At 66.0% G+C, this 24,526-nt stretch carries 35 protein-coding genes; 30 read left to right on the forward strand and 5 right to left on the reverse strand.

Annotation, left to right across the window (positions count from 1 at the left end; all coding sequences use genetic code 11):
- Window positions 1-12: 12 nt before the first annotated feature.
- Both K8P10_RS09805 and K8P10_RS09810 read right to left on the reverse strand, forming a co-directional pair.
- Window positions 13-615: a DsbA family protein gene (locus K8P10_RS09805; RefSeq protein WP_224778744.1), complete on the reverse strand. Its 603-nt coding sequence runs from the start codon at window positions 613-615 to the stop codon at window positions 13-15.
- A gap of 33 nt (window positions 616-648) precedes the next feature.
- Entirely contained in the window at window positions 649-1,617 is a 969-nt protein-coding gene (locus tag K8P10_RS09810; protein ID WP_224778745.1) for an aldo/keto reductase, read from the reverse strand.
- A 124-nt stretch (window positions 1,618-1,741) separates the two neighbouring features.
- On the opposite strand from K8P10_RS09810, the gene pepN reads away from it, so the two are divergent.
- From pepN to K8P10_RS09825, 3 genes are read left to right on the forward strand one after another with little or no spacing between them, the layout of a single operon-like run.
- The gene (gene pepN / locus K8P10_RS09815; RefSeq protein ID WP_224778746.1) at window positions 1,742-4,321 is read left to right on the forward strand and encodes an aminopeptidase N; all 2,580 of its coding nucleotides are present in this window, start codon (window positions 1,742-1,744) and stop codon (window positions 4,319-4,321) included.
- Window positions 4,322-5,236: a mechanosensitive ion channel family protein gene (locus K8P10_RS09820; RefSeq protein WP_224778747.1), complete on the forward strand. Its 915-nt coding sequence runs from the start codon at window positions 4,322-4,324 to the stop codon at window positions 5,234-5,236.
- Window positions 5,233-5,670: a globin gene (locus K8P10_RS09825; RefSeq protein ID WP_370631848.1), complete on the forward strand. Its 438-nt coding sequence runs from the start codon at window positions 5,233-5,235 to the stop codon at window positions 5,668-5,670. The genes K8P10_RS09820 and K8P10_RS09825 overlap by 4 nt, the downstream gene beginning before the upstream one ends.
- A gap of 10 nt (window positions 5,671-5,680) precedes the next feature.
- On the opposite strand, the gene K8P10_RS09830 is transcribed toward K8P10_RS09825, so the two are convergent.
- Window positions 5,681-6,178: a hypothetical protein gene (locus K8P10_RS09830; protein ID WP_224778748.1), complete on the reverse strand. Its 498-nt coding sequence runs from the start codon at window positions 6,176-6,178 to the stop codon at window positions 5,681-5,683.
- 187 nt (window positions 6,179-6,365) lie between these two features.
- Window positions 6,366-6,662: a helix-turn-helix domain-containing protein gene (locus K8P10_RS09835; RefSeq protein WP_224778749.1), complete on the reverse strand. Its 297-nt coding sequence runs from the start codon at window positions 6,660-6,662 to the stop codon at window positions 6,366-6,368.
- A gap of 109 nt (window positions 6,663-6,771) precedes the next feature.
- On the opposite strand from K8P10_RS09835, the gene K8P10_RS15470 reads away from it, so the two are divergent.
- Window positions 6,772-7,014 carry a helix-turn-helix domain-containing protein gene (locus K8P10_RS15470; RefSeq protein WP_224781263.1) on the forward strand — a complete coding sequence of 81 codons (243 nt, stop codon included), beginning with the start codon at window positions 6,772-6,774 and terminating at the stop codon, window positions 7,012-7,014.
- Here K8P10_RS15470 and K8P10_RS09845 read toward each other — a convergent pair.
- Window positions 7,009-7,614 carry a hypothetical protein gene (locus K8P10_RS09845; protein ID WP_224778750.1) on the reverse strand — a complete coding sequence of 202 codons (606 nt, stop codon included), beginning with the start codon at window positions 7,612-7,614 and terminating at the stop codon, window positions 7,009-7,011. The genes K8P10_RS15470 and K8P10_RS09845 overlap by 6 nt on opposite strands.
- A 121-nt stretch (window positions 7,615-7,735) precedes the next feature.
- Between K8P10_RS09845 and K8P10_RS09850 the strand changes: the two genes are divergently transcribed.
- The 26 genes from K8P10_RS09850 (at window position 7,736) to K8P10_RS09975 (ending at window position 24,506) form a co-directional block, all read left to right on the forward strand.
- Complete coding sequence (locus tag K8P10_RS09850; protein ID WP_224778751.1) at window positions 7,736-7,963, forward strand: hypothetical protein; 228 nt, start codon at window positions 7,736-7,738, stop codon at window positions 7,961-7,963.
- A gap of 408 nt (window positions 7,964-8,371) precedes the next feature.
- Complete coding sequence (locus K8P10_RS09855) at window positions 8,372-8,986, forward strand: hypothetical protein (RefSeq protein WP_224778752.1); 615 nt, start codon at window positions 8,372-8,374, stop codon at window positions 8,984-8,986.
- Between the two features lie 28 nt (window positions 8,987-9,014).
- Window positions 9,015-9,332, forward strand: a complete 318-nt coding sequence (locus tag K8P10_RS09860; RefSeq protein ID WP_224778753.1) for a hypothetical protein — start codon at window positions 9,015-9,017, stop codon at window positions 9,330-9,332.
- On the forward strand, window positions 9,329-9,658 hold the full coding sequence (locus K8P10_RS09865; RefSeq protein WP_224778754.1) for a hypothetical protein: 330 nt from the start codon (window positions 9,329-9,331) through the stop codon (window positions 9,656-9,658). Before K8P10_RS09860 ends, K8P10_RS09865 begins: the two co-directional genes overlap by 4 nt.
- 190 nt (window positions 9,659-9,848) lie before the next feature.
- Entirely contained in the window at window positions 9,849-10,325 is a 477-nt protein-coding gene (locus K8P10_RS09870) for a hypothetical protein (protein ID WP_224778755.1), read from the forward strand.
- Entirely contained in the window at window positions 10,322-10,696 is a 375-nt protein-coding gene (locus K8P10_RS09875) for a hypothetical protein (protein WP_224778756.1), read from the forward strand. Before K8P10_RS09870 ends, K8P10_RS09875 begins: the two co-directional genes overlap by 4 nt.
- A 205-nt stretch (window positions 10,697-10,901) precedes the next feature.
- On the forward strand, window positions 10,902-11,246 hold the full coding sequence (locus tag K8P10_RS09880) for a hypothetical protein (protein WP_224778757.1): 345 nt from the start codon (window positions 10,902-10,904) through the stop codon (window positions 11,244-11,246).
- A complete protein-coding gene (locus tag K8P10_RS09885) occupies window positions 11,243-11,479 on the forward strand; it encodes a hypothetical protein (protein ID WP_224778758.1) in 237 nt (78 codons plus the stop codon). The genes K8P10_RS09880 and K8P10_RS09885 overlap by 4 nt, the downstream gene beginning before the upstream one ends.
- Window positions 11,472-13,088 carry a DNA cytosine methyltransferase gene (locus tag K8P10_RS09890; protein WP_224778759.1) on the forward strand — a complete coding sequence of 539 codons (1,617 nt, stop codon included), beginning with the start codon at window positions 11,472-11,474 and terminating at the stop codon, window positions 13,086-13,088. The genes K8P10_RS09885 and K8P10_RS09890 overlap by 8 nt, the downstream gene beginning before the upstream one ends.
- On the forward strand, window positions 13,085-13,336 hold the full coding sequence (locus K8P10_RS09895) for a hypothetical protein (protein ID WP_224778760.1): 252 nt from the start codon (window positions 13,085-13,087) through the stop codon (window positions 13,334-13,336). The genes K8P10_RS09890 and K8P10_RS09895 overlap by 4 nt, the downstream gene beginning before the upstream one ends.
- Window positions 13,333-13,596, forward strand: coding sequence for a hypothetical protein (locus tag K8P10_RS09900; RefSeq protein ID WP_224778761.1), 264 nt, complete (start codon window positions 13,333-13,335; stop codon window positions 13,594-13,596). Before K8P10_RS09895 ends, K8P10_RS09900 begins: the two co-directional genes overlap by 4 nt.
- A gap of 43 nt (window positions 13,597-13,639) precedes the next feature.
- A complete protein-coding gene (locus K8P10_RS09905) occupies window positions 13,640-14,752 on the forward strand; it encodes a hypothetical protein (protein WP_224778762.1) in 1,113 nt (370 codons plus the stop codon).
- Window positions 14,752-15,234 carry a hypothetical protein gene (locus K8P10_RS09910; protein WP_224778763.1) on the forward strand — a complete coding sequence of 161 codons (483 nt, stop codon included), beginning with the start codon at window positions 14,752-14,754 and terminating at the stop codon, window positions 15,232-15,234. Before K8P10_RS09905 ends, K8P10_RS09910 begins: the two co-directional genes overlap by 1 nt.
- Window positions 15,231-15,713 (forward strand): hypothetical protein, encoded by a 483-nt coding sequence (locus K8P10_RS09915; RefSeq protein ID WP_224778764.1) that lies wholly within the window; start codon window positions 15,231-15,233, stop codon window positions 15,711-15,713. The genes K8P10_RS09910 and K8P10_RS09915 overlap by 4 nt, the downstream gene beginning before the upstream one ends.
- Window positions 15,706-16,116: a hypothetical protein gene (locus K8P10_RS09920; protein WP_224778765.1), complete on the forward strand. Its 411-nt coding sequence runs from the start codon at window positions 15,706-15,708 to the stop codon at window positions 16,114-16,116. The genes K8P10_RS09915 and K8P10_RS09920 overlap by 8 nt, the downstream gene beginning before the upstream one ends.
- On the forward strand, window positions 16,088-16,378 hold the full coding sequence (locus K8P10_RS09925) for a hypothetical protein (protein WP_224778766.1): 291 nt from the start codon (window positions 16,088-16,090) through the stop codon (window positions 16,376-16,378). Before K8P10_RS09920 ends, K8P10_RS09925 begins: the two co-directional genes overlap by 29 nt.
- A 45-nt stretch (window positions 16,379-16,423) precedes the next feature.
- Window positions 16,424-17,029 (forward strand): hypothetical protein, encoded by a 606-nt coding sequence (locus K8P10_RS09930; protein WP_224778767.1) that lies wholly within the window; start codon window positions 16,424-16,426, stop codon window positions 17,027-17,029.
- Between the two features lie 2 nt (window positions 17,030-17,031).
- Window positions 17,032-17,265 carry a hypothetical protein gene (locus K8P10_RS09935; protein ID WP_224778768.1) on the forward strand — a complete coding sequence of 78 codons (234 nt, stop codon included), beginning with the start codon at window positions 17,032-17,034 and terminating at the stop codon, window positions 17,263-17,265.
- A 9-nt stretch (window positions 17,266-17,274) separates the two neighbouring features.
- Window positions 17,275-17,832, forward strand: coding sequence for a hypothetical protein (locus tag K8P10_RS09940; protein WP_224778769.1), 558 nt, complete (start codon window positions 17,275-17,277; stop codon window positions 17,830-17,832).
- Window positions 17,833-18,042: 210 nt separating this feature from the next.
- Window positions 18,043-18,279 (forward strand): hypothetical protein, encoded by a 237-nt coding sequence (locus K8P10_RS09945; protein WP_224778770.1) that lies wholly within the window; start codon window positions 18,043-18,045, stop codon window positions 18,277-18,279.
- 3 nt (window positions 18,280-18,282) lie between these two features.
- Complete coding sequence (locus tag K8P10_RS09950) at window positions 18,283-18,579, forward strand: HNH endonuclease (RefSeq protein ID WP_224778771.1); 297 nt, start codon at window positions 18,283-18,285, stop codon at window positions 18,577-18,579.
- A 120-nt stretch (window positions 18,580-18,699) separates the two neighbouring features.
- Window positions 18,700-19,200 carry a hypothetical protein gene (locus K8P10_RS09955; RefSeq protein ID WP_224778772.1) on the forward strand — a complete coding sequence of 167 codons (501 nt, stop codon included), beginning with the start codon at window positions 18,700-18,702 and terminating at the stop codon, window positions 19,198-19,200.
- Between the two features lie 58 nt (window positions 19,201-19,258).
- Window positions 19,259-20,692, forward strand: a complete 1,434-nt coding sequence (locus tag K8P10_RS09960; RefSeq protein WP_224778773.1) for a hypothetical protein — start codon at window positions 19,259-19,261, stop codon at window positions 20,690-20,692.
- The gene (locus K8P10_RS09965; RefSeq protein ID WP_224778774.1) at window positions 20,685-22,640 is read left to right on the forward strand and encodes a phage portal protein; all 1,956 of its coding nucleotides are present in this window, start codon (window positions 20,685-20,687) and stop codon (window positions 22,638-22,640) included. Before K8P10_RS09960 ends, K8P10_RS09965 begins: the two co-directional genes overlap by 8 nt.
- Window positions 22,637-23,224, forward strand: a complete 588-nt coding sequence (locus tag K8P10_RS09970; protein WP_224778775.1) for an HK97 family phage prohead protease — start codon at window positions 22,637-22,639, stop codon at window positions 23,222-23,224. Before K8P10_RS09965 ends, K8P10_RS09970 begins: the two co-directional genes overlap by 4 nt.
- 58 nt (window positions 23,225-23,282) lie before the next feature.
- On the forward strand, window positions 23,283-24,506 hold the full coding sequence (locus tag K8P10_RS09975; RefSeq protein ID WP_224778776.1) for a phage major capsid protein: 1,224 nt from the start codon (window positions 23,283-23,285) through the stop codon (window positions 24,504-24,506).
- Window positions 24,507-24,526: the final 20 nt, after the last annotated feature.

Below are 24,526 nucleotides of genomic sequence, written 5' to 3' on the forward strand. Positions count from 1 at the left end.
GCGCCGAACGACTCAGAACTCGGGGCCCTTCGTCCTGCCTCGCTTGAGCTCGTAGAAGCCGGGAACTGCGGCTGCCGCGGCGATGCCGTCCCAGAGCTGGAGCGCCGCGTCGCCGGTCGGCGCAGGCGTCACGACAGGACCGAAGAAGGCGACCCCGTCGATCGAGATGATCGGCACCCCCACGTCGGGTCCGGCGATCTCCATCGCGTGATCGGTGTTCTCTCGCAGCTGCGCGTCGTACTGCTCATCGTCAGCGGCCTCCGCGAAGGATGCTTCGAGTCCCACGGCCGCGAGCGACTCCGCGATCACGCCGTCGGCGTCGCTACGACCGCCCGGGTGGACCCGCGTGCCGAACTCAGTGTAGAGCTGGCCGACGACGCCTTCTCCGTGCTCGCGACGCGCCGCCTCGATCACGCGGCCCATGCGCAGGCCCTTCAGGTGGGAGTCGGCGTGACTGCCGGTGTCCTGCCCCTCGTTCAGGATCTTCAGGCTGATGGGGTGCCATTCGACGGTGAAACCGCGCAGCTCGGCGACCTCGGCGGCCCATCGACTGGTCATCCAGCACCAGGGGCAGATGGTATCGAAATAGAACTCGACCTTCGGCGTGCTACTCATGCCGCCAGTGTAGACCCGCCGCGAATACCGGAGTCAAGCCCCCGTGCCCGGCGGAGGGAACAGGGCGTCGATGGCGGCGCGCTGCTCGGCGGTCGGCCGGAAAGCGTCGCCGGCGGCGGCGTTCTGCGCGACCTGATCGGGCGTGGTCGCACCGGCGATCACACTCGCGATGGGTTCGTGGGTGAGCAGGAAGCCGAAGGTCGCCTCGAGCATGGTGACGCCCCACTCGTCGCAGAGCGCACGGTACCCGTCGAGGGCGTCCCAGTCGGCTCCCTCGGCGACGTGGGGCCGCTGCCGCATGATGCGGGTGTTTGCGGGGAACCGATCCCGGGAGAACTTGCCGGTGAGCAGTCCGTTCGCGAGCGGGAAGAAGGGCAGCAGGCCGAGCCCGAAATGGCGTGCCGCCGGGACGACTTCGCGGTCGCTCTCGCGCTGCACGAGGCTGAACTCGTTCTGCGCCGAGATGAAGGCGGAGCACCCGAGCTCCCGCGCGACGAAGTGGGCCTCGGCGATCTGCCACCCCGACAGGTTGGAGTGCCCGAGGTAGCGCACCTTGCCCTCGCGCACGAGTTCGTCGAGCACGACGACGGTCTCGGCGATCGGCGTCAGGGGGTCAGGCATGTGCAGCTGGTACAGATCGATCCAGTCGGTGCGCAATCGAGTGAGCGAGCCCTCGACGGCCTGACGCACATACCGGCGCGATCCACGTGCCTCGCCGTTCGCATACGGCGAGTCGACCCCTGGGTGCCCGAACTTCGTCGCGAGGACGATCCGGTCGCGGCGCGACCCGAGGGCGTCGCCCATCATGCTCTCGCTGCGACCGAAGGCGTACCCGTACATGTCTGCTGTATCGAAGAGCGTGATCCCGGCATCGATCGCGGCTCCGATCACGGCATCGGTTGCGCCCTGGTCCTCCGTCGGAGACCCCGGCCGCCCGAAGTTGTTGCAGCCGAGGCCGACTGTGGAGACCACGAGTCCTGAGTGTCCGAGGGTGCGCGTCATGACCTTCACCCTATGTGTTCCCGTCGCGCATGCTGCGAGTTCTGAGGCGAGAGGCATAGGCTGTTCGGGTCTATCGTGCAGCAGTCACATCGAAGTCGACCCGAAGTCGTCCGTAAGGAGCATCGTGCCCGGAGAAAACCTGACCCGCGTGGAGGCGCAGGAGCGCGCCTCGACCGTCACCGTCGACAGCTACGAGGTGGCACTCGACCTCGCCCGCGGGCCCGAGCGGTTCGGAGCAGAGACGACCGTCCGCTTCTCGGCGACTGCCGGAGCATCGACCTTCATCGACCTCATCGCCGCAGAGGTGAGCCGGATCGATCTGAACGGCACAGAGCTCGACCCCGCCGAGGCGTTCGCCGACTCCCGCATCGCGTTGCCCGACCTCGCCGCGGAGAATACGTTGACCGTCGTGTCCGAGCAGCTCTACACGAACACCGGTGAGGGCCTGCACCGCTTCGTCGACCCTGCAGATGACGAGGTCTACCTCTACTCCCAGTTCGAGGTTCCCGATTCACGACGCGTGTTCGCGGTGTTCGAGCAGCCCGATCTCAAGGCCACCTTCCGGTTCGCCGTCACCGCGCCTGCCCGCTGGCAGGTCGTGAGCAACCAGGCGACGCCAGAGCCCGTTCCCGCCGGCGAGCGCGACGGAGCGGCGCTCGCGACGTGGACGTTCGCCCCCACTCCTGTCATGTCGAGCTACATCACGGCGCTCATCGCTGGTCCGTACCACGTGGAGCGGAGCGAGCTGACGAGCCGCGACGGCCGCACGATTCCGCTCGGCGTGTTCTGCCGGGAGTCGCTCGCCCCCCACCTCGATGCCGAGTACGTGTTCGAGAAGACCCGCGAGGGCTTCGCGTTCTTCGAGGAGCAGTTCGACTACCCATACCCGTTCGAGAAGTACGATCAGCTCTTCGTCCCCGAGTTCAACGCCGGGGCGATGGAGAACGCCGGCGCGATCACGTTCACCGAGGCGTACGTTTTCCGCAGCCAGGTGACCGATGCGATGCGCGAGCGCCGCGTCGTCACGATCCTGCACGAACTCGCGCACATGTGGTTCGGCGACCTCGTCACGATGCGCTGGTGGAACGACCTGTGGCTCAACGAATCGTTCGCCGAGTACATGTCGACGCTCGCCGTCGCCGAGGCCACCGAGTGGACCGAGTGCTGGACGACCTTCGTCGCCTCCGAGAAGTCGTGGGCGTACCGTCAGGATCAGCTCCCCTCCACCCACCCGATCGTCGCGGAGATCCGCGACCTCGAGGACGTGCTCGTGAACTTCGACGGGATCACGTACGCGAAGGGCGCATCGGTGCTCAAGCAGCTCGTCGCCTGGGTCGGGCGCGAACCGTTCATGCAGGGCGTGCACGACTACTTCGTGAAGCACCACCACGGCAACACCGAGCTGCCCGACCTCATGACCGAGCTCGAGGCGCGCAGCGGCCGTGACCTCTCGGACTGGAGGAAGCTCTGGCTCGAGACCGCCGGCGTCAACACGCTCCGCCCGGCGTTCGGCGTCGACGCGGATGGACGCTTCACGTCGTTCACGATCGAGCAGTCGGCTGCGGACTCCCACCCGACGCTCCGCCCGCACCGCATCGCGGTCGGACTCTACGAACTGCAGAAGGACCGCGACCGCGACCGGGTCTCCCTGGGCCGAGTGAAGCGGGTCGAGCTCGACATCGACGGCGCCTCGACCTCCGTCGACGAGCTCGTCGGCGAGCGCCGCCCGGCGCTCGTGATCCTGAACGACGACGACCTCACCTACGCGAAGATCCGTCTCGACGACCGTTCGCTCGAGACGGTGGCCGAGCACCTCGGCGATCTCGACGACTCGCTCCCCCGCTCGCTCATGTGGGGCGCGCTCTGGGACGCGACGCGCGACGGCGAGTTCCCGCCCTCGCACTTCGTCGACCTCGTGCTGCGCCACGTCGCCGCCGAGTCCGCCTCGACGACGCTGCGCACCCTGCTCGGTCAGCTGGTGCTCGCCGCCTCCTCGTACGTCGCGCGGGACCGGCGCACCCCGACGCTCGAGCGCGTCGCCGATGCGCTGTGGCAGCTCGCGATCGATGCCGAGCCGGGATCGGACCGCCAGTTCCAGTTCGTCAAGACGTTCGCGCAGGTCGCCGGCACCGAGGAGCAGCTCGACGCCGTGGCGCGCCTGCTCGACGGCAGCTCGCTGATCGACGGACTCGACATCGACACGGACCTCGGCTGGGAGCTGCTCATCGCGCTGGCCGCAGGGGGCCGCGTCGACGGGGATGCGATCGACGCCAGGCTGGCGGAGGATCGCACCGCCAGCGGCCAGCAGTCCGCAGCGCACGCGCGGGCCGCGCTGCCCGCCGCCGCGGACAAGCAGGCCGCCTGGGACTCGGTGTTCGCCGACGCGAGCGCGCCGAACCTCATCGTGCGCGCGACGGGCCTCGGGTTCACCCGAGCCCACGACCTGACCGTGCTCGAGCCCTTCGTCGACCGCTACTTCTCGGCGCTCGAGGACGTGTGGGCATCGCGCAGCTACGCCATAGCCGACGAGCTCATCGACGGTTTCTTCCCGTCACCGCTCGCCGACGAGCGGTTGCAGCAGGCCACGCGCGAGTGGCTCGACGCGCACGGCGACGCCCCCGCGGCGCTCCGCCGGCTCGTCAGCGAGCACCTCGCGGGCGTCGAGCGAGCGCTCGCGGCGCAGCGCGCGGATCAGGAGGTGTGATTGGACGAGGTCGAGCAGATGACGGACGGAGTGTGGGGCGCGATCCTCGCGTTCATCGATGAGTTCCAGGTGCCGATCCGGATCGCCGTGATCCTGATCCTCGCCTTCGTCATCCACTGGGTGCTGCGGAGGCTGCTGAAGCGCTTCATCGATGGCGTCGTCACCGGCGTCAAGAAGAACCAGAACGTCGAGGCGACGACGGAGATCCGGGCGTCGCCGCTCGTGAAGGCGCGCGCCGTGCAGCGGACCCGCACCCTCGGGGGCATCGGTCGCAGTCTGATCACCTGGGTGATCGTCATCATCACGGCGGTCATGGTGCTCGGACAGCTGAACTTCAACCTCACCGCGATCCTCGCATCGGCGGGCGTCGCGGCCGCCGGTCTCGCATTCGGCGCGCAGAACGTCATCAAGGACATCCTCAACGGCGTCTTCATGGTGTTCGAGGATCAGCTCGGCGTCGGCGACCTCGTCACCATCGGCGAGATCACCGGCACGGTCGAAGACGTCGGAATCCGCGTCACGCAGCTCCGCGCGCTCGACGGCACGCTGTGGTTCGTCCGCAACGGCGAGGTCCTCACCCTCGGCAACGCCTCGCAGGGCTGGGGTCGCGCCCTCGTCGACATCACGATCGACGCGGACAACGACCTCGAACTCGCGGAGCGCGTCGCCACCGAGGCCGCCCACGAGGTCGCGCACGATCCTGAGTACATCCGCAAGATCACCGGAGAGCCCGAGATCTGGGGTCTCGAGAGCGTGTACGGCGACCGCGCCACGCTCCGCATGGTCATGATGACCAGGCCGGAGGCGCAGTGGGGCGTGCAGCGCGCGCTCCGCGCCCGCATCAAGTCGAAGTTCTCCGAGGCCGGCATCACGCTCGCCGCCGAGCTTCCGAACTACCCGGGAGGTGCGCAGTGACCGACGAACCGGCACGCCCGAACCTGACCCTGCGCCTCGGCGACCAGGGCCCGGCCGTCACCGATACGGTCTGGGCCCAGGTCGGCGGCACCGAGACGTTCGCGCGCATCGTGGGAGTCTTCTACGCCGGCGTGCGCGAAGACCCCGTGCTCGCCCCCATGTATCCGGCGGACGACTGGGAGGGCGCCGAGTGGCGGCTCCGCGCATTCCTGGAGCAGTACTGGGGCGGGCCCACGACCTACTCCGAGCAGCGGGGTCACCCGCGGCTCCGCATGCGGCATCAGCCGTTCGCCGTGACGCCAGAAGCGCGCGACCGGTGGCTGCACCACATGCACCACGCACTCGACGAGGCGGCGCTGCCGCCGATGCACGATGCAGCGTTCCGCGACTACGTCGAGCGCGCAGCCCAGGCGATGGTGAACCGGCTGGAGTAGACCGCTCGGACTAGAGCGCCTGGGCCTCCCATGCCTGCTCGCACCCGCGGTCGGAGATGTCGTTCCACGTGAGGGTGAGGTCGCTCCACCCGGTCGATCGGGCATCGAACGTCTCAGCCAGGCGATCGGTCAGCTTGTCCGGCTGATCGCAGCCCGTGACGTCGAGGACGAGGGTCTGCACGAAGCGCCCGCGATCCCGCTCGAGGTCGTTATGGATTTGGAGCGCAAGTCCACCAGGAACCCGCTTCACCGGTGCCAGCGGACGACTCGAGTCGTCAGGACGACGCCCCGCCACGCACACTCGGCGCACAGACGGGAACTCGTCGAGCGCCGCCCGAATGCCGGCGACCGCCTTCCGCCACTCCGTCTTGGCCTCCTTGCGGGACGCGCACGCGTGCAGGTCGACCCCCCACAGCAACCCCGTAGGACGCTGCGGATCGCCGCACTCCGATGCCAGCTCCGCGTACTGCGGCAGCACATCGCCCCGAACGATGACCGAGGATCTCATCGGCACCTCTCCTGACGATCGACCTGATATGTCGATCACAAAACCTGAAACAGCTGAAATCGCGCGGGTTCTCCGCACGACCGCACCATCCTACGACTCGTGAGGTCGCCGTGCAACGGGGGCGGGTCGCCGACGGTGTACCCTCGAATGGTCGCCTCCGTAGCTCAGTGGATAGAGCATCGGCCTTCTAATCCGTTGGGCGCAAATCCGGCGCTGCAGGGTTCGGGTCATCGACGACGAGGAACCAGTCCGCGGGGATCCCCGTGAGGAGTTGCAGTCGCTTAGCGAGCCCCGGGGCATCTTTGAATCGTGGCGTAGAGCGCCCGGTCTCATATGCCGCGAGTGTGCTGGCCGTCAGTCCGACCTGCTCGGCGAACTCACGCTGGCCGAAACCAGCGATGTCGCGCGCTTTGCGGATCTTGTCACTGAACTCCCACACGGGAATCATGCCCGGCTTCGGTGCGTGGTTTGCTTGTGCTCTCATGGTCTTTATTATGCAGAGTTGGGCAAAGGTGCGCAAGTGTCGAAAATAAAGACATTATGACTCAAAGTTGAGCTTGCGTAACTTTAACGATGTATGCATACTTGACCGCATGGAACTTACGCATTCTCAAGATGGTGACGAACTTCTCACCGTTGCGGAGGCCGCGAAGCTGCTCGGAGTCTCAGTAGACACCATACGTCGGTACTCGAGAGCGGGCACACTGGCCACCCGTCGAACCCCAACGAATCATCGCCGCTTCAACCGCGGCGATGTCATCGCGCTGCTCCGCAAGGAAGTCTGTGGCGAGGTTGGTCCCCAGGAACTCCCGCGCCCCGGTGGGGGTGAATCATGACGCAGCCGTTATCCCGCGATCTCGGATCATCTTCTCGATCGCTCTCACTGGCGCATCGGTCTGACCAGTTGCGCGCACGAGAGAGGGATGAGTTTTCAGCTTCCGCGGCCTCCACACCCTCCAGAGGCCGAAGAATCGAGAGCGCCTCAGATCGAACACTTCAAAATTCGCTGTCTTGGGATCGAGAGCGAGAAGAAGCGCGAGTGGTCGAGGCTTCGCACCGATATGCGCTACCCAATAGCAAATCACCCTCGCGTAGCCCTTGTAAGGCTCAGGGAGCTCCTCTGGAAAGAGGATGAAACGCACTACCGGTTCCGAATTCGCGTCGAGATGCGCCTCCGGCGCGGTGCTGTCCATGTCGATATACGGGTTGGCCACGAAGTTCACATCACTGAGGACCGCATTGCCCATTGGCCGAACAACGAACATGAAGCTTACCGCGCCTTCTGGTAGCTCTCCCGCGTTCTCATCGGGGACTCGGCTGACCGACACCCCCACTTGACCGTGCTTCCTCGTGAAGGCAGCCACAGTTAGCTGGATGGTCACGCCGACGGCAGCAACTACCGAGGCTGCTGCACCCAAGATTGTCCAAAAATCCACGCTCCGACTCTACTGGCCGCGAAAGCCCACCTGCTAGGGAATCACTCTCACTCGGAAGCCAGATCTCTCCCCCCCCAACTCGTCTACTCCTGGCTGCCGCATACCCGAAAACGGAGAAATTATGTCGATTCACACGCTCCCAGCGCCGACGCGGCGCGAGCGCAACACCGACTGGTATGGCCGCATCGAGCGCACTTGGGCGTTACTGGTCGTCGTCGTCGTGTTCACCCCCCTCGCCGCCGTCGTGATGTCGAGCGCGCTGTTGCTGGCCGCTGTCGTGATCCCGACCTTGGCACTCGGTTTCCTGCGAGCGGTCGCAGCATTCGCCGATTGGAGCGCGCGCCGATGAGCGGCGAGGAGATCAACCCGCTCGCGATCACTTATGTCGTGTGGTGGAAGGACCTCGGTGTGCTCAAGGTGGGGCGCGCGCACCGCATGAAGCGAGTGCGATCGCTCATCCGCCGGGGTGCGCGTCTGCTCATCCTTCGGCCTGACCAGATCCGCGCCGCAGAGACAGGCGCGCTGCGCGCGCTGCGCGAGAGGTTCCTCCCCGCATTCAATGACGAGCGAGAGGCGGAGTGGTTGCTCCCGGGCGGCCGAGGGTTCAGCGAGTGCTTCCGAGTAGAGACGAACGATCAAATGTGGGACGCCCTGGCGGCGTTCTTCCGAGGAGTGGCCCCCTATGCCGATGAATCGGCAGCGATTGCTGCCCGCAAACGACTTCACCGATCCGGAGATCGGTTCGCTCCCTCCGGAGGTGCGACTCACGGCGAGCGGCCTGAGGATGTACGCGGACGACGAGGGTCGCGAGCAGGTACGTCCGCGGTTGATGGTCGGCGAGCTGTACGAGCACGACGAGTCGATGACCTCGGAGCGGATGCAGGAGCACCTACTGATGCTCGACGAGGCGAAATGGTTGCGGCTGTACGTCGCGGAGAAAATCACCCTGTTTCAGATCAGGATGTGGCCGCCGGTGCAGCACCCGAAGCCGTCGCGATTCCCACCCCCCGACGGCTTCACGAAGCCTTCACGAGGCTCTCACGAAACCTTCATGGCTGTAGAGAGAGGGCGAGTGTGGGCGGGCGAGAGCGCGAGCGAGCGGGAGCGCGCGGGCGGGGCGAGCACCGAGGGGGAACCTTCACGAACCTCTCACGAAGACGGACCGCTCCCCCCTTCCCCGTTCTGCTCTCGACATCAACCGTTCGGCACGGAGAAGAAGTGCGGTCCCTGCGGAACTGCACGGATGGCACACGAGATCTGGCAGGAAGCCGCACGGCGCGTGCCGCTTCCCGAGCTCGGCGGAGAGCGAACGGACGACCGGGCGGACCCGGAGGAGTACGTGACCGACGACGGACGTATCGAGTGCACGTGAACAGCCATGGAGAGAGGAAGTAGAGCCGATGGAAGCAATGCAGGTAATGACGGGAGCGGTAACCGCCCTCGCAGCGGCGGCGGCCGTCGCGAACCTCAGAGCCGCGCGCCGCGCTCGCCGCCGGGAACGACAGGCACAGGTGCAGATCGACGCCATGCTCCGCGAGCGGATCCGGCCGATGGTTGAGCAGAAGCTCGCAGCCGGTGAGACCGCCGGCGGGTTCTCGATCAATCTCGAGTCGGGAGAGATCGCTCCCCTGCCGCCAGGCGTGGCGACGATCGGAGAGTGGATCGACCAGGGTCTCGACAACCTCCGCGGCGACGACAAGAACGAGGCGAAGAAATGACCGCCGAGGGTCCGCTCCTCTCGTACAGGATCCTGCAGGTGGCGATTCCGCATGCAGAGTTCTCTCGACTGCGGGAGATCGCGGCGGAGTCGAATAAGGCGCCGGCCGAAGTGGTCGAGGGGATGGTCTCTCTCGGGCTGAGCCGTCCGGAGTGGTCCGAAGTGTCGGAGGAGACCGACATCGCCGAACTCCGGCGACAGCTCGAGAGCGCACGGTCGATCGCTGTGAGTCTCGAGCAGGAGCTCGCGCTCGCACGAGAGGTCATCGCCGCATCGAAGTTGATCGCCGCGATGATCGGGAACCTGGCGAGTAGGGGGAAGCCGTGAGCGTGCTGCAGATCCGCCGGCCTCGTCGCGACGACGTACTCACTCTGACCGATGGGTCTCAGTGGCGCGTGCGCGCGCTGGCTGGCGACGACATCGAACTCGTGTCGTTGAAGTCGTCCGTGCGGAAGCCGTGGATTACGAAGTTGGAGCGCGTTCTGTCGCAGCTCGATCAGAAGAGGAGGCCGAGAGCATGATGACCTCGGAGCAGATGCTCGACCCGAGCGCGTGGCGCTATCAGGATGCGCGCGAGGCGGTCGATATGCGGGACCGTGATCGGTCTGCACTGTCGGACGTGCCGAAGCAGTCGGGGTTCGGCTGGTCTCACCATCATCGGAAGTTCCGCAGCCGAGGCGGTGACGACTCACCGGCGAATCTGGTGGGCCTCCTCGGCACGGGGACGACGCAGGAGCACAACTGGGTGCACACGAACATCCTGCAGGCGACGGTGCTGGGGTATGCGGTGCCGTCGTGGGCGGATCCGGCGACTACCCCGATCTTCCGGATCGACGCGTTCGGCATGGCCTATGGCTGGTTCCTGCAGACGGTAGACGGTCAACTCGAACCGTGCGGGCCTCCGGACTACGAGCCAGAGCAGATCGCCGCCGCGCTCGACGCGTTCGAAGAGCTGCGGATCAAGTCCCGTTTGGAGGCGTCGAGGCACCTATGAGCGAGAACGAGACCACGGGCTCATTCCAAGAGGAGCAGCCTCGGTTCACTGCGCGCGAGTGGATTAAGCACCGCTCGCGTATCGCGAACCTCGTCGAGGGAGAGATGGCGAGGACCCCGGAAGAGATGAACCTCGCCACCAACATCGCGGAGACGCTCCTCTACAACGACCTCATTAACATCGCCAGCCTCGACGCCTTCGCTACCCACATCAGCATCGTCAGCATCGAAGGGGAAGTGATCCGCACGGCGACTGTCGAAGAGGAAACCCCCCTCTGTGACGACACATCGTGCGGCGTCATCCGCCCCCACGAGCACGGCGGCGACTGTGACGGATCATGCGGATGCCAAGACAACCTCGGCGGCCGCTAATGGCCACCACCTGCACACGCACCGACCGCGGCCGATGCCGCGGCAACGGCACCGGCCGCGCCTACTTCCACACCTGCACCCAAGGGCAAGCCCACACCGGCCCCCACCGCTGCACCTGCGGACACACCTGGCACCCACGACGCCACCCCAACCCCACCCCCACCACACAACGCCGCGGCGCTCGCCGCAGGACGGAGACGAGCTGATGACTACGGACGAAGCGACAGTGTTCTACGCACCAGTCGGCTCAGACCCCACGGATGCGAGCGCCTTCACACCGATCGGCTTCCACACGGGAATCGACTTCGGGGATCCGCCCGTGGAACAGGCGTGGCGTCAGCCGTTCCCGGTGGGCGGCACTTACACGTTCAGGTTCGGGATGGGTCCGATTCCGCCTCGACTGTTCCGGATCCTGTTCGATCGCCGACCTCCGAAGCGCGCGCGAAAGGCGTGGGTTCAGGCGAAACGTCAGGACGAGAAGCGGGAACGGGATCTGTACCGAGAAGATCAACGCCGCGCAATCGGCATTACGAAGTTGGGGAAACGATGAAGGCGTTCGTGTTCGCCAACCCCGATGCCCGGGGCGGCGCGATCCTGATGGTCGGTGAGTCGATCCGCGAAGCAGAGAGTGAGCTCGAGGAGCGTTCGGGATGGCGTCCTCTCATGGGCACCGCAGCATCGCCGGAGCACATCGCCGAGTGCGACGCGCAGCACCTCACAGTCGGCGAGCGTTCGACGCTCTCCGAGATCGCGGCGGAGGGTCTGGCGGTGGATCGTGGCTGATCTCAGAGCGGCGTCACTCTGCACCGGTGCGGGCGGGCTCGACCTCGCCGCTGAGGCGCTCCTGAACTCGCGCATGGTCTGGTGTGCCGAGTTCGACGATGCACCCTCCATGGTGATCGAGCAGCGGTTCCCGGGTGTACCGAACGTGCGAGACGTGAAGCGGATCCCGTGGTGGATCATGGCACCGATCGACGTGCTCACGGCCGGGTACCCATGTCAGCCGTTCTCCCTCGCCGGCGCGCGCAAGGGAGAGGACGACGAGCGCCACCTATGGCCGTCGATCGCTGAGGGTATCCAGGTCATGCGGCCCCGTCACGTGCTGCTCGAGAACGTGCGCGGTCACCTCTCTCTCGGGTTCGATCAAGTGCTGCACGATCTCGACGGCATGGGCTACGCGGTCGCTTGGCGGATCCTGTCGGCTTCGGCCGTGGGCGCCTGCCATCGTCGAGAGCGCCTGTTCATTTACGCGCAGCCGGTCGAGCATGCTGCACCGGCGTCGGGTCGCGTGCTCGCCGTGGCGGGTGCTGATGGGTGGCTCGAGGCTGACGAGGACCTGTTCGGGGATCGCCTGCCGTGGACGGAGAAGTTGCCGACCGCAGGAGTCATGCGGGATGGTGCGATTCGTTCGGTCACGTTGCCGCAGGCGGTCGCCGAGGGGGCACTGTTCCCCACTCCCGACGCGTCGGCTGCGAACGATGGGGAGGGCATAGAGACTTGGCGTGCTCGTCGCGAGCGCGTGAAGGCGCGCGGCATCAACGGGAACGGAATGGGGATGCCTCTCGCGATCGCGGTCCAGGAGCTCCCGACGCCGACCGCCAGTGACCACACCGGATCCGGTGGCAACCACGCGTCACATGTGACCCTGACCGATGCCGTCATTCGAACGGAGTTCGGCACGAAGCAGAACGAGCGTCACTTGCTCCCGACTCCGGAGGCGAAGCTCGCGACCTCTGGCCCGGACTACGCGCGCCAGGGCCGGGACCAGTCAGGCGGGCACGATCTCACGACCGCCGTCGCTCTCCTGCCAACCCCTTACGCATACGAGGGCGCAAGGGGCGGCGTGCAGGATCCGGAGAAGCGTCGAGAGGGTGGGCACTCCGTGGCCCTCTCGGATGTTGTCGCATTCGATCTGCTCCCCACTCCGTCGGCCGCGATCGCGACAGGCGGGCAGCGCAGCCGCAGCGGGGACCGTCAGGATGAACTCCTCCTCGGCGGTATCGCGATTGAGGCGCAGAGAGTCGCCCAGTGGGGGAAGTATGAGGCGGCGGTCGAACGCCACGCGCTCATGCTCGGCCGCACCCCTGCAGCGCCTACTCAGCCGAATACGAAGGGCAACCCGGAACTCGCCCCCAGGTTCGTCGAGTGGATGATGTGCCTCGCTGAGGGATGGGTCACCGACATCGACTACGGAGACCACCTGACCGCCCGGAAGACGAGAGAGGCGATCCTCCGCATCCTCGGTAACGGTGTCGTCCCACCCCAGGCACTCGCCGCGTACCGGACACTCCTCGCCGTCTCACAGACCCAACCCCACGACACCGCCGCGCTCGCCGCAGAGGGTCAACTCGGAGCTGACGCTGAATCGCGAGAGGCGGTGAGCGCGGCATGAGCGTCGAAACCCCCGAGTTCATGGCGATGTTGCGCCGGATGGTGCGCGCCGCCGGTCGTCGCGTAGCTGAGGGTGACGAGCCGGAGTTGCAGGCGCTGGTGGAGATCTCGGCGGAGGTCGACGAGGCGATCAAAGCCGGCGTCCAGGGTATGCGCGCGTCGGGGTCGTCGTGGTCTGACATTGGCCGGGCGCTGGGTGTGACGAAGCAGGCAGCACAGAAGAGATTCCAGGAGAGGGGCGCGCAGTGAATGAACAGGGGATGCGATACGTGCTGAAGCGAAGCGAGGAGTTCCCGAGGGCGGGCGTGACCGGGTTCCAGATGACCGGGCACCAGGCCGCAGCGCTGCTGCTCGAGATGACTGATGGTGTGCCGGTGCTCTGCCAGCCCGAACACATCGGCGATGGCGACATGACCTCGTTCCAGATGACGGCGTACTTCTCGCTCGCCCGTTCACGTATGCGGCCACGTATGCGCAGGCGTGGGAGTGGCTCGATAAGTACGCCGTGAAGATCCTCGCGGCTCGCGCGAAACGAATGGAGATGAAGGACTCATGACCACCGATGAGACCCGCGACCAGAGCGGGAACACACCCGAGCAGATCGACGCCGGAGCCCGCATCATCCACGGCAACTACCGCGACGAGCCTTGGGGTGAGTACGGGGACAAGGTTTGGGCGCGGGGTACGTTTCGTGCCGCTCTCCGTGCGGCTGGTCTGCTCGTCGAGGGCGCACCCACCGACGTGCAGGTCGAACGGGCGCTGATCGCGTATGAGGCCCATGCTGGGTGCCGAGGGGACGAGTTCAGAGAGTACGTCTGCCCTGAATGCGGCCACCTCTATGCCACGGTCGAGGAACGTAGAGACGGATTGGACGCGGACGCCTTGTCTGAGGCTGTGCACAGACACCGAATGACCATGGCTCTCGCTGCTGCGGCCCCTCCGTCAGCGCCGGCGACGGTCCCGGAAGACACTGACGAGCACCGCGACCGCGAGAGCGAGGCCGAGGATGCTGAGTCCGAGTCCGAGGGTCATGCGGCAACGGTAACAGGCACCACGCCCGCACCGAGCGAGACGAAGTGTTGGTGCTTCGACCTCCCAAGCGGCGAGCATCACGCGGGCTGCGAGCCTGAGCCCGCTCCGAGCACCGACCGCGAGAAGCTGATCGCCGAGTGCGACCTCGCGGACGAGGAATTGCGGAAGTGGGTGCGTGTGCCGGTAAAGAACGTGCGCGCCGCTCTCGCCGCCCCGCCCGCACCGAGTGCCGATCGCGATGCTTGGCCCGAGCACTGGACGAAGGACGACATGCTGAGTGATCTCCACGCGCGGCATCACTCCGAGACCGGCAACATGCTCGCAATGGACGAGTGCGGGTCGCCTAGGTGCGAGTTCTGGTCTGTGGCCTCAGAGGTGTTCGATGCTCTCGCGGCCCCGGCCTCGGCGCACATCGCTGCGGAGGCGGTGCAGAAGCTCCGCGGTCTCGGTCTCGACGACTCGGCGATCCGCGAACGATTGGCACAGGCGACCATGCTCGCCGCGGTCTCGGTCTCGGATGAGCTCGTGCAGGTGATCGTGAGGATCGCAGCGAAGGCGACCGTCACTTCCGAGGATCTGCACCAGATGGAGCACGGTTCATTCAACTGTGAGGAAGCACGGAGGTTGTTCTAGTGGTTCAGGAAGAGAGAGAAGTGAGCGAGTCGGTGGAGGCGAGCATTGCTTCGAAATATCGAGAGATCGGGACGGCACTAGCCCGCACTGCGAGTGTCGCCGCCGCAGCGATAAACGCTCTCGGTGAAGGCTTCAAGCTAGCGATCGATGCCGAACGCAGATACACACGCGTGCTGGCATGCATTCGTGCTGGTCACGCGTCAGACATCACCGACGAGGAAGCACTCGAGGTGCTCTGGTCTCGCTATGGCAATGACGCGACCGCGCTCGCCGCAGCGCTGGGTGACTGGTATACGGCTCGCGCTCATCGTGAACTCGACGAGCTTCGCGGGCGATACGGCATGTCTGCCTGGCCGCCTGATGGACAGACTGACGGCAGCCTTCCACCGGGCCAGATGACGCAGATCGGGACTGTACCTGCCCCCGGCCCGCACCTCCACTTCACGCAGCTACCGAAACCTGCGAGAGGCGGAATCTCATGAGCGAGTTGGTGCCACGTAGCGAGATCGAGCAGATCGTCGGGGCGAATCGTCACGAGGTGATGCATATCGGCCGCCTGGTGCGGGCGGAACGTCGCGTGTTCGTGCTGCATTCGGAACACTGTGTGAAGACGCACGCAGATCTGCGGGAATGTGAGCATTCGCGTGCGCTGGATCGGCGGATCCGGCGTCGGGATTGGGCGGGCCTCCCGGATCGCCCTGTCGCGCTGCGCATCGTGGGCGGTCGGCTGGCGCCTGTGGTGCGGGGTGACGGGCTGTTGCGGATCCTCACCGATCAAGTGGCAGCGTTCGAGCGGACGCAATGCTCGGCGCCGGGCGTGGGTGTGCATCATCCGGGCACACACCGCCCTCCCCGGTACGACAACGGCGGCCCGCTCCCGGCGCCACCGATGAGGTTGGACCCTGCGACGGCACGTCCGCAGTTCTGGATCGAAGATGAGAGGAGACACGAAGGTGAGTAGCACGAAGAGTGAAGTGCAGGCGCAGCTCGAGCGGGAGCGCCGCGCGAAGGAGAATGCGATCGCTGAGGCGCGAGCGTGGAAGGAGACCGCGCTGCTTTGCGAGAAGCAGCTCGAGCGATCGGAGGATCTCCGCCGGACTCTCGCGGCCGCCGCGGCGCGATCGACGCCGGCACCGGATGATGCGGATCCTCAGCCGGAGGAGTCGGGGCCGTGGACCTCGCACGGGCACCCGATCCCGGGTGTGACGGTCGTGGGTGCACGACCGACGGTTCCGGTGCAGCGCTGCGGCGGCGTCCGTCTCTGCGGCGCATGCAAGCGGGAGGCGATGAGCTATCCCGGCTTCACGGGCGCGATCTCGATGGGAGGGATGAACGGTGCACCACAGCATCCAGCCTTCCGTTGAGGGAACCATCGTCACCCTCATCGACGGCGACGCCGAGCAACGCATCGACGATCTGCCCGCAGACGCATCCGTCATCAGGCTCCGGAACGTTCGCATCATCGGCTACGTCAACCCCGGCGCCACCATCCACACACAGAGCACGCACAGTGGCCACGCCCCCCAACCGTACCTCTCAGGCATAGCTGTCGCTCGCAACGCAGGCCCACACATGATGACCGTGGACTTCAACAAACCCATCGACCTCATCGTCATCACCGAATAACCCAACCCACCACGACCGCGGCGCTCGCCGCCGAGGAGAGAATCTATGCAGAGCGCACTGGATCGGCCCGACTGGTTGATCGAGAACCTGGCCAAGGTGCCCGCCATCATCGGGCACCTCCGAAGAGAAGTAGTTCCCGGCCTGCAACCGAGAGCCGAAGGGCGGGTATCTGGGTCCAAAGACGTTGCGGCCGCCCCGCTGAACATCGACCCTCTCGACGAAGCGGATGAACTGTGGGCAATGGTGTGCTCCCTCGTCGAGGAGTTCGCCGAGCGCAGTGGAGAGACTGCGCCGGCGCTGCTCCGTCGCCAGTGGATCGATCGAGTCGGATCGGTGGCGAGGGTTCGCGGGTTCGCGACGAGCGACGAGCAGCGCATCTACGACGACGCCCTCGAGGTGTCACAATGGCTCATCCGTCATGCGTGGTCGCTCGCGCTCGGACCGAACTATGTGGATCCGGTTGATGAGCTCGTCGATCGCATCGAGTCGCTGTTCGGTCGGATTCCGCACGAGGTGGGTTATCGCTTCAAGGCTTATCGTCCTTGGCCGTGCGCGACCTGCTACGAGCGGACGATGATGCCTGAATGGGTAGATGACACGATTACCGGGTACGTGTGCGACTCCTGCGGTGATCGCGCGAAACGGGGATGACCGTGGCCGAGACCCGGTACACGTATGCGGGCGCTGCGCGCCGTGTCCGCCGCGATGAATCGACGATCAAGCGGTGGCGGCGGGAGGGCATGGCGATGAGCTGGGATGATGCCATACCTCCCCGCCGCGTTGTCGCCGAGGAGGTGCTGCTCGCCGAGTACCGCGAGCGACTCCGGAGGTGGCCGATTCATCAGCAACGACGCCCCGAGGGTTTGACGAAACCCGGCGCAGAGTAGGGTAAAGCTATGCGAAAACTGATGGTTGCCGCTGCTGCGGCTGTGTTGCTGTTGACCGGGTGTGCTTCGGGCGATGAAGCCCCCGAGGCCACCGTCGAGCCGGAGCAGGAGGTCGTCGAGGAAGTCACGGCAACGCCCGAGGAGCCGGCCGAGGCTGATGTCGTCGCGCTCGGCACCGCGCAGAAGGTCGGCGACTGGGAGATCACGATCAACTCGTGGAACCCGAACGCCGACGACGAAGTGTTCGCAGCCTCCGGCGAGACGGATGTCCCGATGGAGGGCGGGCACTTCGCCATCCTCAACGTGACGATGAAGTACCTTGGCGAGGGGATCGGCGATAACTCCGAGGTCGAGGTCGACTACATCCCAGACAGCGCTGGTTCAGTCTCCTCGCTGTGGACCACGTTCGGCACGACGCCCGGCGAGAACAAGCTGACGTACGAAGAACTCACCACGGGCGGCGAGATCACTGGCGACGCACTGTACGAGATCGACGCCGACACCACCGGCGTCTTCTACGTATACGCACCCCCGGCTGAGGAACCCGTCGAGTTCGCGACCGAATAGTCAAGACCAGAGAGCCCCGCACGACGCCGTGCGGGGCTCTCGTGCTTTGGCGAGTGTTTGACAAGGGCTCATCGCACCACCTCAGAATGGAAAGTTTGCCCGCATCTTGACACTGCTCCATCGCACCCCCCTAATGTGTGTCCTGAATACTTAGGCCGGTACCGCTCAGCGGGCCGGCCTTTCGCGTATCCGACGAGAGAACGGCGAACGATGAAGCACACACGAGTAGCGCTGGTAGACAGCTCGGGCCACACGGTGAACCTGCCGAGTGGAACGACGGGGTTCACGATCGGAGACGGACCGCACGCTGGAAGCTACCGCGTAGACGGACCGCTCGCTGTTCGAGACGAGCCCGGCGAAGAGCGGACCACGGAGAAGCAGGAGACCAAGCGCACCGCGACGCGTCGCGCGCCGTCGAAGGCTGACGCCACGAAGCCGAAGGAATAACCGGTGGCGGCTGGCATTCCCGGCCGCACTACCGCGGCGCACCGCAGGAACCGCGCGAACCTCAAGCGCAAGACCGCCGAGCACAACCTGCCGTGCGCGCTATGCGGTCAGCCGATCGACACCACACTCAACTGGCGAGACCCCGAAGCCTTCGCATACGACCATAAGAAATCGATCGTCTCGCACCCGGAGTTGGCGGACGTGCCATCCAACGGGCAGCCTTCCCACAAGCGGTGCAACGAGAACAAGAGCTCAGGCGACGAACGCCCCGGACTCGGTGATCCTTCCGAGGTCTGGTGACTCTCCCCATGGGGAGGGGGGTCTCAATCTCTACGCCCGACCGGCCGGCACCCCACCGGCAGTGATCTCTCCCCCCTTGGACGGCGATGTCCGCGGACATGTCCACGAGGAGGTGCGATCGTGCCGATCTCGGACGAGGAACGACGCCGGCGCGACCGCGAGCGAAAGCGGCAGAAGCGCGCGGGAGAACATGGCACGGAGACCGGCGACAAGATCCCCCGGATCGGTCTCGGGGCCGCGGACACTCCGCGGACAAACGAGGCGCCCGAAGACGCGCCAGAGACGCCGGACGAGTCCACCTCGAATGCCGCGGCCGCTCGCGCACTCATCGCGGATCTCGAGGTGCCCGCGCGAGTGAAACCGCTCGTGCCGGTGCTCTACAGACTCGCGACGGATCTCGACGGCATGTTCAACGTCCCGCAGCGGGCGTCGATCACGACCAAGTACCTCGAGGTGCTCGATCGCATCCTCGAGGCAGCGAGGCCAGTGGAACGCGACGAACTCGATGAGATGCGCAAGGCGTTCTATCTCGGGGAGGTGCCGGGTGGCGAACCCCACGATCCGGAAGGCCCCGCGGAAGACGACAAACCGAAGCGCTCGCGGCAGCGCCGGAAAGCGTAGTCGCCCGCCGGCGAAACGGGTCTACGGTCACGAGTGCCCCCGGGTCTACACCCGGCCAATGCGACCACTCACTCCCAAAACCTCGGCCGGGTTCTCCGCGATCCAGTTCGCCGAATGGCTGCACTCGCAGCTCAAGGGAACCCAGTTCGAGAAGTACGCGCCCCCGCTGCTCCCGTGGCAGCGGTGGTTCCTGATCCATGCGCTCGAACTCATGCCCGACAACAGTTTCCGTTTCACGACGGTCCTGCTGTGGGTCGCTCGGCAGAACGGTAAGACGTTCCTCTCCGCTCTGCTGATCCTCTGGCGCATGTACATCGACGCCGACTGCATCGCGATCGGAGTTGCGCAGAAACTCGCGACGGCCAAGAAGCCATACGAGCACGCCATGAAAATCATCTCGGTGATCCCGCGGCTCAAACAAGAACTTGAGCGCGAGTCACGGGTCGGCGGCGAGCTGTGGTTCGAACTCACCAACGGTCAACGCTACTGGGTGGATTCTGCTGAGAACGGCGGCCGCGGCCTGACGTTCGACCTTGTGTTCGTGGACGAGATCCTCAAGCACAAGACATGGGCCGCGTGGTCGGCGCTCTCGAAAACGACGTTGGCGCGGCCGCGACCGCAGCTCATCGCCGCGTCGAACACGGGCGATGTCACGTCGATCGTGCAGAAGCACCTGCACGACGAAGCCATCAAGCACCTCGCCGATCCGACTACGCGCGTCGGCCTGTTCTGGTGGTCGCCTCCGGACGGGATGCCGCTCGATACCCCGGAGGCATGGGCCTACTCGAACCCGTCGATGGGCTACCTCATCACCGAGGACGCGATCAAGAACGCGTGGTCAACGGACCCGGCGCCGGTCTTCCAATCCGAGGTCGGGAACCTGTTCATCGACGCCGCGTCGATGGGGCCGTTCCAGCCGGGCAAGTGGCAGGACGGGCTCGACATCCTGTCTCGGCGTGCCGAGGGTGCCGAGGTGTACATCTGCATCGAGGTGTCCCACAACCGGCAACTCGCGCACATCGGGTTCGCGGCCTGGCGTGAGGACGGCAACGCCCACGTCGGCATCATGGCGTCGCGCCCCGGCACAGACTGGATCGTTCCGTGGCTCACCGCCGACGAAAGAACGTTCACCCCGGCGGGGATCACCTTCCAGACGAAAGGCGCTCCGGTCTCGTCACTGGTCGGCGCATTCGACAAGGCCCGTCTCAATGTCACGGAATGGGGCGGCCCGGATCTCGGACGAGCTACCGGTCAACTTCTCGACGGCGTGAACCTGGGGAAGGTCTTCCATCGCGAGCAGCCGCTCCTCGATGTCGCCGCTGGCAGCGCAGTGACGAAGCAACTCGGGGACGGGCACGTGATCGATCGCAAGAACTCGCCAGGTGACGCGTCTCCGATCTCAGCGGTCGCGGGCGCGTACTGGTTGCTCAACAACCCGCCGGCCAATTCGGTGCCCCGGGTACGCACACTCAGGAGGAGGTCACGTGGGTAGGGTCAGCAACGCATTCCGCGCGCTCGTGACGCCGAGTGAGAAGCGCTCCCGCCGTCGGATGCCGTCTCTCGGCGGATCGCGCACTCTCGCCGGCGTCACGGTCACGCCGGAGCTCGCGCTGCAGGTGAACGCGGTTTACTCCGCGGTGCGCCTCGTCTCGGAGGCGATCGCCTGTCTCCCGGTCTCGGTCGTGAAGAAACAGGGCCGAAGCCGCCGAGCACCCTCGGGAGCGCACGCTCGGACAGCTCGACTGATCACTATCGCACCGAACCCCACCATGGACGCCGGGGAGTTCTGGCGACTCCTGACCGCCTGGATGCTGCTCCGGGGCAACGCGTACGCGTACGTGCAGCGCGACGGCAACGGGGACGTTCAAGCCCTGTGGCCGATCCCCCCGACGATGGTGAAGGTCCTGCGCACGCCCACCGGAGTCCTTGCCTACAAGCTCTCGCACGACCAGCGCGACTGCTGGCTCCCCGTCGAACCTGGGTACGTCGCGACGCACCTCGAGGTGCTGCACTACCGGTGGTTCGGGCTCGGCACTGAGGGTCTCTCCCCCATCGGGGTAGCCCGTCAGACGATCGGGATCTCCCACGCCGCCACCGCGTACGTCGGCGGGTTCTTTGAGCGCGACGCGACGCCGGAGACAGTCGTCACGACGCAGGGCAACCTCACCGAAGAGCAATACGACCGGCTTCTCGATCAGCTCGAGGACCGTCACCAGGGGTTCGACAAGTCTCACAACCTCGCAGTGTTCGAGGGGGGCGCGAAGCTCGAGCGAGTCTCGCTCTCCCCCGCTGACGCGGCGTTCCTCGACATCTACAAGCTCACCAGATCCGACATCGCATCGATCTATGGAGTTCCGCCGCACAAGATCGGCGACCTCGAGCACGCCACCTTCTCGAACATCGAACACCAGTCGATCGAGTTCGTGCAGGACGGTCTCCTCCCGCCGATCCGGCGGCTCGAGCTCGTCACCGCGAGCCTGTTCGCGGACGACGACATGCAGATCAAGTTCGACACGAAGGGTCGGATGCGGGGCGACACCGCGACACAGGCGCAGTCGTACGCCACCGGGCGACAGTGGGGCTACCTCTCCGCGAACGACATCCGCGCACTCGAGGACAAAGACCCGATCGAGGGCGGCGATGTCTACCTCGAGCCGATCAATATGATCCCTGCCGGACAGACCACCGTGCAACGCGCTGGCAATTCCCCCGCGCAGATCCCCACGCTCGCACCCACCGAATACCGCGCAGCGATCGAACGCCGAGCAGCACCCGCCGAGGAGTCGCCCACGTGGTCCGCCCGGATCACGACCGTCCTCGTCGGCTACCTCGACGAGTTCCGGGACGAGGTAGCCGCGGCGCTCGCCGCCGAGCGGAACCTCCGATCCCTGGCGCAGATCGACGGCGACGTGTGGGAGGAGCTGCTCGCCGAGCAGTTGCAACCCGTGTTCGCGGGCATCGTCAGCGAGTTCGGAGAGCGCGCGGCGTCGCAGGTAGGCGGCACATTCGCGAGCGGCAAGACGACCAACTGGGTACTCGCCGCCGCGCGCCGCCAAGCGCATTCCTACAACGTCTCGTTGTTCGAATCGCTCGAGCGGGTGTTGTCCGACCTCGGTGAGACCTCCGTGCTCGATGCGCTCCGCACGTTTTTCGAGGGACGCGCCGCCGAGACTGCGCTCGTCGCCGCGACCGTGGTGAATGCCATCGGCGGATTCGGTCGCCACGAGGGCGCCGCGCAGAACGGCGCTCGCATGAAGACGTGGGTAGTCAATTCCAGTAACCCGAGACCCTCGCACGCCGCCATGGCTCGCGAGACGGTCTCGATCGACGAGCCGTTCTCGAACGGCTGCATGTGGCCGTGCGACCCCTCCGGCGGGGTCGATGAGGTCGCCGGCTGCACTTGCTCCGTGATGTTCGAGTACGAGGAGGACCTGACTTGAGAACATTCGAACGGCGAGCATTCAATCTCGCCAACCCTGAGATCCGATCCGCGAACGACTCCGAGGCGCGCCTGCACTTCACTGGTCGCGCCGTCGTCTACGACTCCCTGTCGGAAGACTTCGGCGGCTGGCAGGAGGTGATCCGCCCCGGGGCTGCGACGCGCACGCTGCAGCGCAACCCCGACGTGCGTCTCCTCCTGAACCACGACGCCAACATGCTGCTCGGGCGCACCGCGTCCGGAACCCTCCGTCTCACGGAGGACGACGAGGGCGTGCTCGTCGATGCCGACATGGCAGATGTGAGCTACGCGCGCGATCTGGCGGTGCTCGTCGAGCGCGGCGATCTCAACCAGATGTCGTTCGGGTTCTGGATCACGAACGATTCGTGGTCCGGCTCGCTTCACGAGGTTCGCGAGTTCGACCTCGACGGCGGCGACGTGTCCCCGGTGACATTCCCCGCTTACGCCGAGACATCGGCGGAGTTGCGATCGCTCGCGCGGAAGCGACTTGACCAGGAGCGCGGGCGACCGCTCGCGCTCGATCAGCACCGCGTCAGGGAGCTCGAGCTTCTCGCCGAGCTCTGACGCGCAAGACCCCCGTGCCGACGGTGCGGGTTCACCACAACAAGGAAGGAGTGGCCAGATGGCTAACTCTGTTGAGCTGCGCACGCAGCGTGCACGCACCGTCGAGGCGCTGCGGGCGATCACCGAGGCCGCGGAGAACGAAAACCGCAACCTCACCGCCGAAGAGCGGCAGTCGTACGAACGGGGCGAGACCGAGTTCCGCGACTACACGGAGCGCATCAACCGGCTCGAGGGCGAGGAGCGCCGCAACGCCGAGCTCGGCCAGGCGATCGACGGCTCCGCGCAGCGAGCCGGCGGTAGCGGTGACGAGCAGCGCTCGCAGGAGCGCCGATCGGCATTCATGCAGTTCGTCCGCGGCGGCGCGCTCGCCCCGGAGCAGCGCGCACTCGTGCAGAACGCGGCCGGCGAGATCCTCGTCCCCGAGGATCTCGAACAGGAGATCATCCGCGAGGTGCCGCGCATCAGTGCGATTCGCCCCCTGGCCGGTCAGCGCCCGACCACCTCGAACCGAGTGCGCCGTCGCTCGCTCGATGAGGTCAAGGTCGGGTGGGGCAAGCTCGAAACCAACGAGCAGACCCTCACCGACTCGATGCCCGACACCCCCGAGGAGGAGTGGACGTACATCGAGGACCTGTACGGTCTCGCGAAGATCGGCGAAGACGAGTTCGACGACACTGACACGAACCTCGAGGCGTTCGTCCGTGACAGCTTCGCTCGCGCGGCCGCCGAGGCGGAAGACACCGCGTTCACCATCGGCGCCGGGCACGCGCAGCACCGACCGGTCGGCATCTTCAGCACCGCCGGCGGCGTCCCCGTCGTCGAGTCGCTGGCCTCCGACTACTCGGGCAACAGCGGCGCCAACGGCAAGGCCGCGATCATCGACGACCTCAAGGGCCTCGTCTACGCCGTGCCCGCGCAGTACCGCCGAAACGGTGGATTCCTGATGAGCTCCCTCACTGAGCTGTTCATCTCGACCATCAAGGACAGCAACGGCCAGTACCTCTGGCAGCCGTCCGTCCAGGCCGGCAGACCGGCGACGTTCAACGGATTCGCGATCGCGAACCAGGAAGACATCGCATCAATCGAGGCCGGTTCGCCGATCGCCGCATTCGGCGATTTCAACGCCGGATACCGCGTCTACGACCGTCTCGGCATCACCGTGAAGCGCCTCGAAGAGCTCTACTCGGAAGAGGGCATGATCGGCTTCAAGTTCCGGAAGCGCGTCGGCGGCGATGTCATTCGCCCCCAGGCTCTCCGGATCCTCTCCACGAAGTCGGCGTAACCCACATCGGCGCGGCCCCG

Source organism: Leucobacter sp. Psy1, assembly GCF_020096995.1.
Classification (GTDB): domain Bacteria; phylum Actinomycetota; class Actinomycetes; order Actinomycetales; family Microbacteriaceae; genus Leucobacter.